General features: G+C 63.3%; 18 protein-coding genes. 12 read left to right on the forward strand and 6 right to left on the reverse strand.

What is annotated here, in order from left to right:
* Positions 1-23: 23 nt before the first annotated feature.
* Together DXK50_RS06415 and DXK50_RS06420 are read left to right on the forward strand one after the other, a co-directional pair.
* On the forward strand, positions 24-1,430 hold the full coding sequence (locus DXK50_RS06415; RefSeq protein WP_212629726.1) for a PilZ domain-containing protein: 1,407 nt from the start codon (positions 24-26) through the stop codon (positions 1,428-1,430).
* A gap of 113 nt (positions 1,431-1,543) precedes the next feature.
* Positions 1,544-1,936: a hypothetical protein gene (locus DXK50_RS06420; protein WP_161866976.1), complete on the forward strand. Its 393-nt coding sequence runs from the start codon at positions 1,544-1,546 to the stop codon at positions 1,934-1,936.
* Positions 1,937-1,983: 47 nt separating this feature from the next.
* Here the strand turns inward: DXK50_RS06420 and DXK50_RS06425 are convergent, their stop codons facing one another.
* A complete protein-coding gene (locus DXK50_RS06425; protein WP_212629727.1) occupies positions 1,984-2,187 on the reverse strand; it encodes a hypothetical protein in 204 nt (67 codons plus the stop codon).
* Between the two features lie 195 nt (positions 2,188-2,382).
* On the reverse strand, positions 2,383-3,600 hold the full coding sequence (locus DXK50_RS06430) for a virulence factor BrkB family protein (protein WP_212629728.1): 1,218 nt from the start codon (positions 3,598-3,600) through the stop codon (positions 2,383-2,385).
* A 137-nt stretch (positions 3,601-3,737) separates the two neighbouring features.
* Here DXK50_RS06430 and arsC point away from each other — a divergent pair, with 137 nt between their 5' ends.
* From arsC to DXK50_RS06450, 4 genes are read left to right on the forward strand one after another with little or no spacing between them, the layout of a single operon-like run.
* Positions 3,738-4,091, forward strand: a complete 354-nt coding sequence (arsC, locus tag DXK50_RS06435) for an arsenate reductase (glutaredoxin) (RefSeq protein WP_212629729.1) — start codon at positions 3,738-3,740, stop codon at positions 4,089-4,091.
* The gene (gene wrbA, locus DXK50_RS06440) at positions 4,088-4,684 is read left to right on the forward strand and encodes an NAD(P)H:quinone oxidoreductase (RefSeq protein ID WP_212629730.1); all 597 of its coding nucleotides are present in this window, start codon (positions 4,088-4,090) and stop codon (positions 4,682-4,684) included. Before arsC ends, wrbA begins: the two co-directional genes overlap by 4 nt.
* A gap of 2 nt (positions 4,685-4,686) precedes the next feature.
* The gene (locus tag DXK50_RS06445; RefSeq protein WP_161866981.1) at positions 4,687-5,097 is read left to right on the forward strand and encodes a DUF2069 domain-containing protein; all 411 of its coding nucleotides are present in this window, start codon (positions 4,687-4,689) and stop codon (positions 5,095-5,097) included.
* Positions 5,097-5,798, forward strand: a complete 702-nt coding sequence (locus tag DXK50_RS06450; protein ID WP_212629731.1) for an alpha/beta fold hydrolase — start codon at positions 5,097-5,099, stop codon at positions 5,796-5,798. Before DXK50_RS06445 ends, DXK50_RS06450 begins: the two co-directional genes overlap by 1 nt.
* Here DXK50_RS06450 and hda read toward each other — a convergent pair.
* The 3 genes from hda to DXK50_RS06465 all read right to left on the reverse strand — a co-directional run bounded on the left by hda (position 5,776) and on the right by DXK50_RS06465 (position 8,674).
* The gene (gene hda / locus DXK50_RS06455; RefSeq protein WP_024308852.1) at positions 5,776-6,480 is read right to left on the reverse strand and encodes a DnaA regulatory inactivator Hda; all 705 of its coding nucleotides are present in this window, start codon (positions 6,478-6,480) and stop codon (positions 5,776-5,778) included. The genes DXK50_RS06450 and hda overlap by 23 nt on opposite strands.
* Positions 6,477-7,559: an AI-2E family transporter gene (locus DXK50_RS06460; protein WP_212629732.1), complete on the reverse strand. Its 1,083-nt coding sequence runs from the start codon at positions 7,557-7,559 to the stop codon at positions 6,477-6,479. The genes hda and DXK50_RS06460 overlap by 4 nt, the downstream gene beginning before the upstream one ends.
* A 71-nt stretch (positions 7,560-7,630) precedes the next feature.
* Positions 7,631-8,674 (reverse strand): DUF2066 domain-containing protein, encoded by a 1,044-nt coding sequence (locus tag DXK50_RS06465; protein WP_212629733.1) that lies wholly within the window; start codon positions 8,672-8,674, stop codon positions 7,631-7,633.
* A 238-nt stretch (positions 8,675-8,912) separates the two neighbouring features.
* Here DXK50_RS06465 and purM point away from each other — a divergent pair, with 238 nt between their 5' ends.
* From purM to DXK50_RS06480, 3 genes are read left to right on the forward strand one after another with little or no spacing between them, the layout of a single operon-like run.
* Positions 8,913-9,971: a phosphoribosylformylglycinamidine cyclo-ligase gene (purM, locus tag DXK50_RS06470; RefSeq protein ID WP_161866985.1), complete on the forward strand. Its 1,059-nt coding sequence runs from the start codon at positions 8,913-8,915 to the stop codon at positions 9,969-9,971.
* Positions 9,971-10,615, forward strand: a complete 645-nt coding sequence (gene purN / locus DXK50_RS06475; RefSeq protein WP_212629734.1) for a phosphoribosylglycinamide formyltransferase — start codon at positions 9,971-9,973, stop codon at positions 10,613-10,615. The genes purM and purN overlap by 1 nt, the downstream gene beginning before the upstream one ends.
* Positions 10,616-10,623: 8 nt before the next feature.
* Positions 10,624-11,340 carry a DUF3108 domain-containing protein gene (locus tag DXK50_RS06480; RefSeq protein WP_161866987.1) on the forward strand — a complete coding sequence of 239 codons (717 nt, stop codon included), beginning with the start codon at positions 10,624-10,626 and terminating at the stop codon, positions 11,338-11,340.
* 81 nt (positions 11,341-11,421) lie between these two features.
* Here DXK50_RS06480 and DXK50_RS06485 read toward each other — a convergent pair whose 3' ends face one another.
* Positions 11,422-12,630, reverse strand: coding sequence for an ammonium transporter (locus DXK50_RS06485; RefSeq protein WP_212629735.1), 1,209 nt, complete (start codon positions 12,628-12,630; stop codon positions 11,422-11,424).
* Positions 12,631-13,002: 372 nt separating this feature from the next.
* On the opposite strand from DXK50_RS06485, the gene DXK50_RS06490 reads away from it, so the two are divergent.
* From DXK50_RS06490 to DXK50_RS06500, 3 genes are read left to right on the forward strand one after another with little or no spacing between them, the layout of a single operon-like run.
* A complete protein-coding gene (locus DXK50_RS06490; protein ID WP_161867667.1) occupies positions 13,003-13,320 on the forward strand; it encodes an ElaB/YgaM/YqjD family protein in 318 nt (105 codons plus the stop codon).
* Between the two features lie 8 nt (positions 13,321-13,328).
* Positions 13,329-13,688, forward strand: coding sequence for a phage holin family protein (locus DXK50_RS06495; protein ID WP_161867666.1), 360 nt, complete (start codon positions 13,329-13,331; stop codon positions 13,686-13,688).
* The gene (locus tag DXK50_RS06500) at positions 13,685-13,981 is read left to right on the forward strand and encodes a hypothetical protein (protein ID WP_161867665.1); all 297 of its coding nucleotides are present in this window, start codon (positions 13,685-13,687) and stop codon (positions 13,979-13,981) included. Before DXK50_RS06495 ends, DXK50_RS06500 begins: the two co-directional genes overlap by 4 nt.
* Positions 13,982-13,984 lie beyond the last annotated feature (3 nt).

Genomic DNA, 13,984 nt, shown 5'->3' on the forward strand with positions numbered 1-13,984 from the left:
TCGATCCTCCACTCGGGGTTGATATGACGCTCAATGCACTGCGCCTGGAAGTACCGGATATCCGCGAGGACACCAGCGTATCGCCAGCGGAGATTGCCCCGCGACTCGCGGCTGCCCGCCATCTGGAGCCGGAACACGGCCTGCAACAGGTGCTGGGGCTGCTGTTCACACTCAACCGTAGCGGCCTGACCTTACTGGAAAGGCAGCGTGCGCTGCAAAGCTTCAGTGACGAGTATCGCCATTACGCCGGCCTCGCCAATCGCCAGCATCCACCCAGCACGCTGTTCGTGCGCCTGTGCGGCGAACTGGCAATCGGTTTCAAGCGCCTGCTGCTGCAGATTCTGCAAGGTCGCCAGCCATCGCTGCCACATCTGGCCTGGTGCCTGTACATGGCCCAGCATTTCCTTGCCCAGCAGCTGCTGCGCCACTACCAGCTGTATCAGGAGCCCCCGCCGGCACTCTGGCGCGACAGCCACTTGCTGTACTGGATCGGCGAACACCAGCAATGCCTGGACGAACCGGTGGCTGCGGCCTTCGAGCCAAAACCGGCCAGCAACCTGCGCGGGCTGTACCAGCAGATGCTGCTACTGGCCCTGAGCAACCCCTTTCACCTCGATGAAGGCGAATGCCTGACCTTGTTCAGCGCACTCGCCCCCCTGGCCTCGTTGGCCAGGCTACAACCCTGGGATGAAGAAGACGAGGCCGAGGGTCCGCTCGTCGACCTCAGCCAGTCCAGGGCCAGCCTGGGTTTCGAACAGCGCGTGGAGGGCGAGGCAGACAACCTGCGCCGTTTCGAACTGGGCGCATTGCTGATCGCCCTGCACGAACCGGCGCCGCTGCAAAGCGCACAGGAGCGTCAGCTCCTCGAACGGGTACGCCAGCACTGGCTGGGTCGCCAACAACGTCGTCACGAGCGCGCCGAGCTGGATGGCCAGTGCAGCCTGGTGGTCGGCCTTGCGGCCATTCACGCGCAACTGCTGGACAAGCTGCCACAGCGCACCGAGGCACAGTTGCTCGATGCCAGCCCCGGTGGCGCGCGCCTGCTGTGCAACACCAATGAAGGCGCACAGCTGCAGGTCGGGCAACTGGTGCTACTGCTCACCGATGGTACTCCGACCCTGGCGCTGGTGCGCTGGCGCCATCAGGGCAGCAAGGGCCTTCACCTCGGCCTGCGCTATCTGAAGGGGCTGCCGCGGCCAGTCTGGCTGCGTCGCGCGCCCAATGCCCAGACCCACCCCGGCGTTCTGCAGAGCACCCCGGCACCAGGCAATGGCTGGCATCACGGCCTGTGGCTGCCCAATGGCCAGTTCAGCGTCGACGAACATCTCTGGCTGCAACTGGCCAACGTACATAACCAGGCGATCGTGCCGCTTCCCGAAAGCAACCTGCAGACGTCGGCAGTCACCCGCCACCCGTTGCGCCTGGCCTGATACGCGAAACTGCGACCCCAGTCACGCCGCCCGTCTGCCGAGTGCACAGTTTCAACACCAGACGCCTGCTTATAATTCCTTGCCAAAAGTCTCACCCAGCCTGGAATTTCGCCATGTCCCAAGTGCAAGACAAGCTGATTGGCTCCGTGCCTGCGCGCATCGTTGACGTCGCTCACCTGCTGGTCACGCCCTATGAGGGTCGCGTGGCCGAATACAACATCGCCACCTGGCTGCAGTTGCCCGGGCTGGCCAACCTGCCGGTATCGCTGCTGGTGAGCTATCGCGACGGCGACAAGCGCCGCGAGGTCAATGTCGACCACGGCAAGGTCAACGCCCACGGCAAGATCCTGCTCTCGGGCATCGCCCGCATGCCGGTGCGGCAGAAGATCGAAGACATGCAGGTACGCCTGCGCTCGTCCGTGCCGGCGCAAAGTCTTGTCGTCGAGGAATTCTTCGTTCAGGCCGTCGAACTGGCCAACAGCGAGAGCCGTCAGGCTCTGGCCTGAAACATCACAGCCAGTTGAAAACCCGCGCATTGTCGCGGGTTTTGTTTTCAGCCAGAGGACGCTTCGGGACTGGACGCTGGGCGTAAATTCGAAGCCTCGGCATCAGACGGCAGGTTTTCGCTGGCTGCATGGTCAAGGAGCGATTCCGGCCAGCGAGCGAAGTGCAGACCGGTAATGCGGTTGAGCCGCGTCAGCGCTTCCTGCGGATCGCGTCGATGGAGGTGGATCACCTTGGTTTTCTTGCCTGTCATTACTGCCTGCGTCCTCAGCGACCCCTGCCCTGCTGGCAGTTCGATAGCAACTGTTTCTCCAATTGCCAGAAGCGTGCCAGCCGCCCAACACTGCATTCACTGACGCCTGGACGTGCGCCGGAGCCACGACAGATCGTGACAGGGCCGTTAAGTGACGCTTTTTGTCACCTCCTGGCACACGCCTCCGTGGTTCCGCTATCCCTTACCCGGCAGCCAGTCCGCCAGGCTGATGCCAAACTGAGCCTCGCGCTCCGCCTGCATGCGCTCCAGCCCCTCGCGCAATGCCGGATACCACGGCTCATCGAGCTGAGCGGGTAGCTGCGACAGGCTCGGCAAAGGCCATGGGCTGCACTCCAGCAGTTTGTACAGCGGGAAAGAATGCAGGTCCCTGCACAGCACCCAGCCGCCGCCAGAAGCTTTGCAGGCCAGATGCTCCCGCTCGAGGAAATCCATCACCTGGCTCCACACCTCTTCCGGCAGACGCCATCCGGCGCGCTGCATATCGCCGTAATGCAAGGCCTCTCCCCTCTGCTGGCGTTTCAGCAACAGGCGCAGCACCACCAGCACTATCAACCCCTTGGGAATGGGATCGCGACGCCAGTCCCGGGGGCGGGAGAGGCCGTACACCAGCTCGGCACCAAGCAATACGATCAACCAGGACAGATAGATCCACAGCAGAAACAGCGGCACCGTGGCAAAGGCCCCGTAGATCAACTGATAGCCAGGGAACAGACGCACATAAAGGCCGAACAGCGCCTTGGCCACCTCGAACAACACGGCGCTGAACAGCCCTCCGAGCAGCGCGTGGCGAAAGGGTACTCGGGTATTGGGCACCGCTGCATAGAGCAAGGTGAAAGCCGCAATGCTGGACAACAGCGGAGCGAAAGCCAGCACCGTCTTGGCCCCGACCAAAGCGTCCGGCCCGGACACCAGCGACAAGGAGGTGATGTAGGTGCTGATCGCGAACCCTGCGCCGAGCAGCAGCGGCCCAAGGCTGAGTATCGCCCAGTAGAGCAGGAAGCTCGACATCCCGCGCCGAGGCTGACGGACCCGCCAGATCACGTTGAAGGTCTTTTCGATAGTCAACAGCATGAGAAATGCAGTGACAGCCAGGAGTCCGACACCAAACCAGGTCAGCTGCCGGGCCTGAGAGGTGAATTCACGCAGATACTCCTGCACCGTCTCCCCGGTGGAGGGCACGAAGTTGCGGAAAATGAAGCCCTGAATGTCTTCACCGACGCCCTGAAACGCAGGGACGGCCGAGAGCATGGCGAAGGTCACGGTCATCATTGGCACCACGGCGAACAGGGTGGTGTAAGTCAGCGCCGCAGCGTTGCCTGCACCACGGTTCTCCACGAAGCGCCGATAAAGATTCAGCCAGAACTCCAGCCAATCCTTCAAACGAACCTGCATGACCTCTCCTTAGCCCTCAAACCTAAACAGACAGTGCGCCGCGTGAAAAAGTCGCAGCAATGCGGCGTATCGGTTCACGTGCATCCACGCACCAGGCGGTTAGAATAGCCGCCACTTCAAGCCGGATGCGAGCCACCATGACCGACCTGACCTTCTATCACAACCCGCGCTGCTCCAAATCCCGCGGCGCTTTGGAATTGCTCGAAGCCCGCGGCCTGCAACCGAACGTCGTGCGCTATCTGGAAACGCCACCCAGCGCCAGCGAACTCAAGAGCCTGCTGGGCAAGCTGGGCATCACCGCCCGTGACCTGCTGCGCAGCGGTGAGGACGAGTACAAGGCACTGGGCCTGAGCGATACCAGCTTGAGCGAAGCGCAACTGATCGAAGCCATGGTCAAGCATCCCAAGCTGATCGAGCGCCCGATCCTGATCGCTGGCGGCAAGGCCGTGGTTGGCCGTCCACCGGAGAAGGTCCTGGAGCTGCTGGCATGAGTACGCCTTATATCCTGGTGCTCTACTACAGCCGCCATGGCGCCACTGCGCAGATGGCCAAACAGATTGCCCGCGGCGTCGAGATGGCTGGCCTGGAAGCACGCCTGCGCACGGTGCCGGCAGTATCCAGCGAATGCGAGGCCGTCGCACCCAGCGTACCCGAGGACGGCGCCGTGTACGCCACCCTGGACGACCTGAAGAACTGCTCGGGCCTGGCTCTGGGCAGCCCGACCCGTTTCGGCAACATGGCCGCACCGCTCAAGTATTTCCTCGACGGCACCAGCAACCTGTGGCTCACCGGCGAGCTGGTAGGCAAACCGGCTGGCGTGTTCACCTCTACCGCCAGCCTACATGGCGGTCAGGAAACCACCCTGCTGTCGATGATGCTGCCGCTGCTGCACCACGGCATGCTGCTGTGCGGCCTGCCCTACAGCGAATCGGACCTGCTCGAAACTCGCGGCGGCGGCACGCCCTATGGCCCCAGCCACCATGCCGGGGGTGACGGCAAACGCGCACTGGACGAACACGAAGTGGCCCTGTGCCGTGCACTGGGCCAACGCCTGGCGCAGATCGCCGGCAAACTGGAGCACTGATCGTGGCCCGAGCCAAGAAACCCCTGCCCAGCCTCGAATGGCTGGAGCCGCGGGTCAAACTCAGCCGAGCGCTGAGCCTGTTCAGTTTCATCGCTCTGCTGACCTTGCTGCTGGTATGGAACCTCGCCTTCGCCGACCTGCATGGTGCCCGCGTCGGCGTGGTGCTGGCGATCCAGCTGCTGCCACTGGCCCTGCTCGCGCCCGGCATACTCATGGGCAACGCCCGCGCTCACGCCTGGGCCTGCTTCGTGGTCAATCTCTACTTCATCCAGGGCGTACTCGCCGCCATCGATCCGGCGCGCGCGCTGTTCGGCGCTCTGGAGGCAGTAATCAGCTTCGGCCTGTTCTGCTGCGCCCTGCTCTACACCCGCTGGCGCTTTCAGTACGACCGCAAGAAGGCCGGGGAAGCCTGATGCGCCTGGTGCTGCTGCCTGGCCTCAATGGCAGCAGCGCCCTCTTCACTCCTCTGCTCGCCGAGCTTGGGGATATCGATTGTCAGGTGCTCGACTTGCCCGAGCACGGGCCGCAGGATTACGACGCCCTGGCGCAAAAGCTGGCCGAGCGACTGCACAGCACCCCGTTCGTACTGCTGGGCGAATCCTTTTCCGGCCCCATTGCTTATCGGCTCGCCATGCGCAAGCCGCCTGGACTGCAGGGCGTGATCTTCGCCGCATCGTTCCTGACCGTTCCTAATGCCGTCTTGCCTGTGCTGAAGCGCCTGCCCATATCCTTGCTGCTCGCTACGCAGCCATGGCCACTACGCGCGGCGTGCCTTGGCCAGATCGCAAGTGATCAGACGTTGCAGCAAGTACAGAGAGAAATCCGCCGTTTGGACAAGGCTCTGATACGCGCTCGCCTCCATACGCTGGCGACGCTGCAAGCACCGCAACAGCGCCTCGAACTGCCCGTCCTGCACCTGTGGCCGCAGCAGGATCGTCTGGTCGCAGACAAGGTGGCGAGACAGGTGGCGCATTTGTGCAACGATCTTCGTCAGCTTCGGCTGGAGGGACCGCACTTCATTTTGCAGGCGCAACCACAGCTTTGCGCTCAGGCAATACGCGGTTTCATGCAAGAGCTGGGAAACAGACGCGTTACCAGCCCAGCGTTTCCTTGAGGAAAGGAATGGTCAGCTTGCGCTGGGCCTGCAGCGAGGCCTGATCGAGGCGCTCGAGCAGTTCGAACAGCGCACTCATGCTGCGCTCGCCGCGGGTGAGAATGAAACGGCCGACCTCGTCGCTCATCTGCAAACCGCGACGTGAAGCGCGCAGTTGCAGGGCGCGCAATTTGTCCTCGTCGGACAGCTCGTGCAGCTGGAAAACCAGCGCCAAGGTCAGCCGGGATTTGAGGTCAGGCAACTGAATCGGCAACTCGCGCGGCGACATGGTGCCGGCCAGCAGCAGGCGTCGGCCGCTGTCGCGCAGGCGGTTGAACAGGTGGAACAGCCCCTCTTCCCAGTCGCTGCGCCCCGCCACCGCATCGAGATCATCGAGGCAGACCAACTCGCACAATTCAAGATTGTCGAGCAGCTCCGGGCCATGCTGTACCACCTCGCCGAGCGGCAGGTACACCACCGCTTCACCACGCTGCTCGAAGCGCAGGCAGGCCGCCTGCAGCAGGTGGCTGCGCCCGACGCCCTCGGCGCCCCACAGGTAGATCAGACTTTCCGTCCAGCCGGCATCGGCCTCGCACAAGCGCTCGACATAGCCCAGGGCCGCGGCGTTGGCACCGGGATAGTAGTTGGCGAAGGTGGCGTCATCGCGCAGACGCACCCCCAGAGGCAGCTGGATAGGTTTCATGCTGGGGGCTCGTGGGAACCGCTTGTCTCTCCATAAAGGCCAGAAAGTTTATACAAATCATGAGCATGGCGCAGCAAAACCATGATCACCGCCGCCACCGGCAAGGCCAACAGCACGCCGGTAAAGCCGAATAGCTGGCCGCCAGCGAGGATGGCGAAGATCACCGCGACCGGATGCAGACCGATGCGATCGCCCACCAGCATGGGCGTCAGCACCATGCCTTCGAGCAATTGGCCGATCATGAACACCACGCCGATACCGATCAGCGGATAGGGCTCGAGGCCGAACTGGAACAGCGCCGCGCTCAGCGCCGCACCGATACCGACGATGAAGCCCATATAGGGCACGATGCTCGCCAGGCCGGCCAGCACACCGATCAACAGTCCGAGCTCCAGCCCGACCAGCATCAGACCGACGGAATAGATCACGCTCAGCGCCAGCATCACCAGCAACTGGCCGCGCAGGAAGGCACCCAGCACCTCATGACATTCGCCCGCCAGTTTGACCACCAGCCCCTCACGCTGCCGCGGCAGCAACCCTCGTACACGCGCGACCAGCACGTCCCAGTCACGCATCAGGTAGAAGCTCACCACCGGAATCAGCAGCAGGTTGCCCAGCCAGGCCAGCAGCGCCAGGCCCGAGGAGGTCGCCTGGGCCAGCACCAACCTGAGCACATCGGTGGTCTTGCCGATGTTGTCGGTGAATGCCTGCTTTAGCTGGGCGAGCTGCAGCACATCGTCCTGCAGCCCGAGGTGCGATTGCGACCAGGGCAAGGCGGTGCCCTGCAACCAGTCGAGCATCTCCGGCGCCAGTTGATACAGCCGCACCAGTTGCCGCCCCAGCATGGGTACCAGCACCAGCAGGAGAATCAACAACAGCAGCGCGAACAGGGTGAATACCACGATTACGCCGCCGGTGCGCGACAGGCGATGCCGTTCGAGGCGGTCGACCAGCGGATCACCCAGATAGGCCAGCAGGACGCCCATCAGGAACGGCGAAAGAATCGGGTGCAACAGATACAGGAGCCAGCCAAGCAGAAACAGCCCAGCCATCCATAGCCAACGGGTGGAATCGGTCATGCTCGCGTCCTCGATGCGAAACGGCGCCCGGAAGGCGCCGCGAACAGGGCTGTGTTTTACCGGCGGGGATTCTACCAGCGAAAGCGCAGCTGATCGGTGCGCGGCTTCACCTGAGGCGCTTCGTCTTGTGGGCTCGCCTGCGAACTCTCCACCGGCTCAGCGGCATCGAGCGGCTCGTTGACTTCCTGCAGCTGAGCCAATGCCAGCTGCGCGCGCAGCTGTTCCGGACTGGCGCTGACCTGATAGACCAGGCGCTGCCCGTCGATTTCCTGCAAACGCGCGGCGAAGGGTTCGAGCAGGCGCTCCAATGCCGCGAAACGGCCCAGGTCAGCACCTTCGATCACCAGCGTCAGGCTCTGCGCGGCGCCCGGTTTGACGACAAAACGCGGCGCCAGACGCTCGGCCACCGCCAGCATCACCGCATCGGCCAGTGCGGCCTGATCCGCGCCCTCGGCCTTGCCCTGCTCACGCTCGTCACCCAGCCACAGGCGCCAGGTTGCCTGCCAGCTACCGCCGCTTTCGGCTGCACGCACCGCCAACAGCGCGTCAGCGCCATAGCGTTCGGAGGCCTCGCGCAGCGCCTGCGGATCGTTGGCCAGCAAGGCATCGGCACTGCCCAGCGCCTGCTCGCTCAGATCGGCCAATGGCAAACGCAGCGGCAGGCCACGGTGCTGAGCGGCATCGCGCAGTGACGCCGAGGTGCCCTGGCTCTCGCCAACCAGTTGGCTGCCTTCCGGCGACTCGTTGAGCCACCAGGCGAGGATCGCCGGACGATTGCCCCCCCACAGGGCCAGGCCGGCCTGACGAAGCTGGCGCTCGGTACTGCCCGGATCGAACTCCACCAGCAGCGCATCGCCTTCGTAACCGTACTGGCTGACGATCTGCTGCGGGTCCTTGCGCAGCCCTTCCAGCGCCGGGTTCTGCAGCGCCTTGGCATCACCGGTCAGGCGCAGCACCAGGGTCAGCAGGGCTTTCTGCATGGCCGCATCACGGCTTTCCGGTTGCTGGTCCGCCACCGGTTCGCGCACCTGATACAAACCGGCAACCGGCGCAGCCAGTGCCGAGAGGCTCAGGAGCGACAAACAGAAGAACATCAGGCGGACAGACAGACGCATGGGGCGGGCTCTCGCAAAGGGATGGCGGCGTGCGCAAAGGCCTATACCTTAAACAGCCGCTCTTGCCCCGGCAACCAGAGCCAGTGCCCGCGACGAAGCGCATGCACGCGAGTGGCCGCTACCGGGCAAGCCTGATAAAATCGCGCGCCTTCGCCAGCCGGTACGCGCGCCGGGCTCCTTGGATGAGCCTGAGCCACGTCGGCGCCTACACGAACTCCCCATCCAAAGGCCCGGATCTATGAGCAAGCAACCCTCCATCAGCTACAAGGACGCAGGCGTCGACATCGATGCCGGTGAAGCCCTGGTCGAGCGCATCAAAGGCGTCGCCAAGCGCACTGCCCGTCCGGAAGTCATGGGTGGCCTGGGCGGCTTCGGCGCCCTGTGTGAGATCCCGGCTGGCTACAAGCAGCCGGTACTGGTTTCCGGCACTGACGGCGTGGGTACCAAGCTGCGCCTGGCGCTGAATCTGAACAAGCATGACAGCATCGGCCAGGATCTGGTCGCCATGTGCGTCAACGACCTGGTGGTCTGCGGCGCCGAACCGCTGTTCTTCCTCGACTACTACGCCACCGGCAAGCTCAACGTCGACGTAGCCGCCACCGTGGTCACCGGCATCGGTGCCGGCTGCGAGCTGGCTGGCTGCTCCCTGGTCGGTGGTGAAACCGCCGAAATGCCGGGCATGTACGAAGGTGAAGACTACGACCTGGCCGGCTTCTGCGTCGGCGTGGTGGAAAAGAGCGAGATCATCGACGGCTCCAAGGTCGTCACCGGCGACGCGCTGATCGCCCTGCCCTCCTCCGGCCCGCACTCCAACGGCTACTCGCTGATCCGCAAGATCATCGAAGTCTCCGGCGCCGACATCGAGCAGGTGCAACTGGACGGCAAGGCCCTGGCCGACCTGCTGATGGCGCCGACCCGCATCTACGTCAAGCCGCTGCTCAAGCTGATCAAGGACACTGGCGCGGTCAAGGCCATGGCCCACATCACCGGCGGCGGCTTGCTGGACAACATCCCGCGCGTACTGCCGCAAGGCGCCCAGGCCGTGATCGACGTCGCCAGCTGGAATCGTCCGGCCGTGTTCGACTGGCTGCAGGAACAAGGCAACGTCGATGAGCATGAAATGCACCGCGTGCTGAACTGTGGCGTCGGCATGGTCATCTGCGTCGCTCAGGATCAGGTCGAGGCGGCCCTCGCCAGCCTGCGCGCCAGCGGCGAGCAGCCCTGGGTCATCGGCCAGATCACCGAGGCGGCCGAAGGCGCGGCTCAGGTGCAGCTGAACAACCTGAAAAGCCACTGATGCCCTGTAATGTCGTCGTTCTGATCTCCGGGTCAGGCAGCAACCTGCAGGCTCTGATCGACAGCGTCGCCCGCGACGGCAATCCGGCTCGCATCGCCGCGGTTATGTCCAACCGCGCCGATGCCTACGGTCTGCAACGGGCGAAACAGGCCGGCATCGCCACCGAACTGCTTGACCACAAGCAGTTCGACGGCCGCGAAGCCTTCGATGCGGCGCTGATCCAGGCCATCGATGCCTATCAGCCCGATCTGGTGGTGCTGGCCGGCTTCATGCGCATTCTCACGCCGGGCTTCGTTCAGCATTACGCGGGGCGTCTGCTGAACATCCATCCTTCGCTGCTTCCCAGGTACAAGGGGCTGCATACGCATCAGCGTGCGCTGGAAGCTGGTGACAGCGAGCACGGCTGTAGCGTGCACTTCGTCACCGAGGAACTCGATGGTGGCCCTCTGGTCGTACAAGCAGTGCTGCCAGTGATGGCAGGCGATACGGCCGAAAGCCTGGCCAGCCGCGTGCACCGGCAGGAGCACCAGATCTACCCCCTGGCCGTACGCTGGTTTGCCGAAGGCCGCTTGCGTCTTGACGCTCAAGGCGCAATGCTGGATGGCCAGCCGCTGCCGGCCAGCGGCCATCTGATTCGAACCTAGGAGACTCTATGCGTCGTGCCCTGCTGTTCGCCATGACCCTGTTCGCCCTGCCAGCCCTCGCCGAGGACCTGCAGCCTTTCTCCGCCAGCTACACCGCGGACTGGAAGCAGTTGCCGGTCAGCGGCAGTGCCGAGCGCAGCCTCAAGCGTGAGGACGACGGTCGCTGGACGCTCAATTTCGAAGCTTCGATGCTGGTCGCAGGCTTGACCGAAGAGAGCACCTTCCGCGTCGACAACGGCGCCCTGCTGCCACTGACCTACCGCCTCAACCGCAGCGGCCTGGGCAAAGGCAAGAAGGTCGAGCAGGACTTCGATTGGGAGCAGAAGCAGGTCATCGGCAGCGACCGCGGCGACTCTGTGCGCTTCCCGCTCAATCGCGGCCTGCTGGACAAGTCGACCTACCAGATCGCCCTGCAGCAGGATGTCGCAGCCGGCAAGAAGAGCGTGAGCTACCAGGTGGTCGACGGTGACGAAATCGAAACCTACGATTTTCGCGTGCTTGGCGAGGAAGTGGTGCGTACCAAGGCCGGCCTGATCGATGCGATCAAGGTCGAGCGCGTGCGCGACCCCACTCAAAGCACCCGCAAGACCGTGCTGTGGTTCGCCAAGGATTGGGGCCACCTGCTGGTGCGCCTGCACCAGGTGGAAACCGACGGCAAGGAATACCAGATCATGCTCAAGGAAGGCACCGTCGCCGGCAAGGCGGTGGAAGGCCGCCGCGACTGATTGGCGCACGAACAAAAAACCGGGCAAATGCCCGGTTTTTTATTGGCCGTTAAGGCGCTGATCGGACAGCGCCGACAGGTATCAATCCTGACTCATCGCACCGATCTTGTGAATCGACAGGTCGGCGCCGTTGTACTCCTCTTCCTGACTCAGGCGAATGCCCAGGGAAGTCTTGAGCAGGCCATACACCGCAAAGCCACCGACCAGCGCGATCACCACACCCAGGGCCGTGCCGATCACCTGGCTGGCCAGACTCACGCCACCCAGGCCACCGAAGGCTTCGAGGCCGAAGATGCCGCAGGCGATACCGCCCCAAACGCCACACAGACCATGCAACGGCCAGACGCCGAGCACGTCGTCGATCTTCCACTTCACCTGAGTCGCGGTGAAGGCCCAGACGAACAACGCGCCGGCGATCGCACCGGTGACCAGGGCGCCAATCGGATGCATGAGGTCCGAACCTGCGCAGACCGCTACCAGGCCGGCGAGCGGGCCGTTGTGCAGGAAGCCCGGGTCGTTACGCCCAACCAGCAGCGCGGCGACGGTGCCGCCGACCATGGCCATCAGCGAGTTGACCGCCACCAGCCCGCTGACGCCTTCGAGCGTCTGCGCACTCATCACGTTGAAGCCGAACCAGCCGATGATCAGGATCCACGAGCCCAGCGCCAGGAACGGGATGTTCGAGGGTGCCATGGCCACCAGCTTGCCGTCGCGGTAACGGCCATTGCGGCGACCGAGCAACAGCACCGCGCCGAATGCCAGCCAGCCGCCCATCGCATGCACCACCACCGATCCCGCGAAGTCATGGAAGCCGGTGCCGAAACGCGCCTCCAGCCAGGCCTGCAGTCCGTAGTTGCCATTCCAGATCATGCCCTCGAAGAACGGATAGACGAACGCCACGATCAACACCGTGGCGCACAGCTGCGGGCCGAACTTTGCGCGCTCGGCTATACCGCCGGAGATGATCGCCGGAATCGCAGCGGCGAAGGTCAGCAGAAAGAAGAACTTCACCAGGCCATAGCCGTGGTTTTCGGTCAGCACCGCGGCCGGCTCAAGGAAACTGATGCCATAGGCGATCCAGTAACCAATGAAGAAATACGCCAGCGCGGAAATGGCGAAGTCCGAGAGGATTTTCGATAGCGCATTGACCTGATTCTTCTGCCGTACCGTGCCCACTTCGAGGAAGGCAAAACCGGCATGCATGGCCAGGACCATGATCGCACCCAGCAGGATGAACAGGGTATTGGAACCGTGGATCAGCGTGGCCACGGCGCTGTTGATGTTTTCCATCGAGGAAGAAAACTCCGGAGGCAGAAGAAAAGGCACCAAACCAAGGCACACCATCGAAAATGCGCACCACAATGCAGCCAAGCCACCGCGTACGCCCTCGAAAAGTGCTTTCGGGCGGCCCTAAAACAGCGCCACCGAAAATCCTCTGATCGGTACTAATCTCTTGTTAATCAAATGGTTATACGCGAAATGGACCATCCTGAGCCGCACCCGAAAAGCCCCATCGCAGGGCATTTCCCGGCCTTCGCGCACCAGCAAATAGCAATCGCTATACCAAATGCCGAACCGGTCACTCAGCGACTATTCTTTCGGAACCCTTGCGCCGCAGTGCACTCGTAAACCATACATACCCAACGCAGAGGACTGCTCGCCATGCCAAACAAAGCCGCTACTTCAAGCACCAAGGACGCCTTGCTGGATGAATTCCAGGCTCTGGTCAGCGACACCGAGAAGCTCCTGCAACACTCGGCCAGTCTGGCCGGCGAACAGGCCGAAGCCCTGCGCGACGATATTCGCAGCAGCCTGAGTCGAGCCCGCGAAACCCTGCATGATGCCGAAGCCAGCTTACGCCAACAGGGCAAGGTCGCCGTCGACGCCACCGAAGAGTACGTTCACAAGCATCCATGGCAGGCTGTCGGCTTGGCAGCCGCTGTCGGCCTGGTGTTCGGCCTTATGATGAGCCGTCGTTGACAGCGCCCATGTCCAAGGACTCTTCAGCCCGTCGTCTGGGAGCAGCGCTGCTCGGCCTTTTGCAAGGCCATATCGCGCTGCTGGCCCATGAACTGGAAGACCAGCGCAACCAGGCACTGCGTGCTCTGCTTCTCGGGGGCCTGTGCTTCAGCTTTGCTCTGCTTCTGTTGTTCGGCTTGTCCGTTCTGTTGCTGGTCATCTTCTGGGACAGTCACCGCCTGGCAGTGGCCATAGGGTTGTGCGTGTTCCATGGAGCGGGCCTGCTAGCCTGCGGTACCTGGCTGGTGCAGAGCCTGCGGCACGCTGAAGCGCCTTTCAGCGCGACGCTGGAAGAATTGCAACGAGACAAGGAGCAACTGTTGCCATGACCACTCCAACCATGCCACCAGGCGCTTCGCCGCGCGAGATGCGCAAGGCCGTGCTGCGCATGCGCCTGGAGATGCGCCGCCAGGAAGTTCGCCATGAGGCGTTGCAGCTCACCAGCCCGCTACGTCAGGCGCGTGACTACGGACAACGCCTGCGTCAGGGTACTGCACCAATCTGGCTCGCAGGTGGCGCGGCGACGCTGACCGCATTGCTGGTTCGCAAGCGGGGCATGCGTAGCTTGTTGCGCCTGGCACTGCTGGTCATTCCGTTGCTTCGGCACCGTCCCATGAGGTAGCAA

Origin of the sequence: Pseudomonas sp. KB-10, from assembly GCF_018221585.1 — a bacterium.
Classification (GTDB): Bacteria; Pseudomonadota; Gammaproteobacteria; order Pseudomonadales; family Pseudomonadaceae; genus Aquipseudomonas; species Aquipseudomonas yangonensis.

What these genes read in the sequence shown, in the direction of transcription:
- DXK50_RS06415 (WP_212629726.1), top strand. Translation starts at nt 24, where the DNA reads ATGACGCTCAATGCACTGCGCCTGGAAGTACCGGATATCCGCGAGGAC.
- DXK50_RS06420 (WP_161866976.1), top strand. Translation starts at nt 1,544, where the DNA reads ATGTCCCAAGTGCAAGACAAGCTGATTGGCTCCGTGCCTGCGCGCATC.
- DXK50_RS06425 (WP_212629727.1), bottom strand. Translation starts at nt 2,187, where the DNA reads ATGACAGGCAAGAAAACCAAGGTGATCCACCTCCATCGACGCGATCCG.
- DXK50_RS06430 (WP_212629728.1), bottom strand. Translation starts at nt 3,600, where the DNA reads ATGCAGGTTCGTTTGAAGGATTGGCTGGAGTTCTGGCTGAATCTTTAT.
- arsC (WP_212629729.1), top strand. Translation starts at nt 3,738, where the DNA reads ATGACCGACCTGACCTTCTATCACAACCCGCGCTGCTCCAAATCCCGC.
- wrbA (WP_212629730.1), top strand. Translation starts at nt 4,088, where the DNA reads ATGAGTACGCCTTATATCCTGGTGCTCTACTACAGCCGCCATGGCGCC.
- DXK50_RS06450 (WP_212629731.1), top strand. Translation starts at nt 5,097, where the DNA reads ATGCGCCTGGTGCTGCTGCCTGGCCTCAATGGCAGCAGCGCCCTCTTC.
- hda (WP_024308852.1), bottom strand. Translation starts at nt 6,480, where the DNA reads ATGAAACCTATCCAGCTGCCTCTGGGGGTGCGTCTGCGCGATGACGCC.
- DXK50_RS06460 (WP_212629732.1), bottom strand. Translation starts at nt 7,559, where the DNA reads ATGACCGATTCCACCCGTTGGCTATGGATGGCTGGGCTGTTTCTGCTT.
- DXK50_RS06465 (WP_212629733.1), bottom strand. Translation starts at nt 8,674, where the DNA reads ATGCGTCTGTCTGTCCGCCTGATGTTCTTCTGTTTGTCGCTCCTGAGC.
- purM (WP_161866985.1), top strand. Translation starts at nt 8,913, where the DNA reads ATGAGCAAGCAACCCTCCATCAGCTACAAGGACGCAGGCGTCGACATC.
- purN (WP_212629734.1), top strand. Translation starts at nt 9,971, where the DNA reads ATGCCCTGTAATGTCGTCGTTCTGATCTCCGGGTCAGGCAGCAACCTG.
- DXK50_RS06480 (WP_161866987.1), top strand. Translation starts at nt 10,624, where the DNA reads ATGCGTCGTGCCCTGCTGTTCGCCATGACCCTGTTCGCCCTGCCAGCC.
- DXK50_RS06485 (WP_212629735.1), bottom strand. Translation starts at nt 12,630, where the DNA reads ATGGAAAACATCAACAGCGCCGTGGCCACGCTGATCCACGGTTCCAAT.
- DXK50_RS06490 (WP_161867667.1), top strand. Translation starts at nt 13,003, where the DNA reads ATGCCAAACAAAGCCGCTACTTCAAGCACCAAGGACGCCTTGCTGGAT.
- DXK50_RS06495 (WP_161867666.1), top strand. Translation starts at nt 13,329, where the DNA reads ATGTCCAAGGACTCTTCAGCCCGTCGTCTGGGAGCAGCGCTGCTCGGC.
- DXK50_RS06500 (WP_161867665.1), top strand. Translation starts at nt 13,685, where the DNA reads ATGACCACTCCAACCATGCCACCAGGCGCTTCGCCGCGCGAGATGCGC.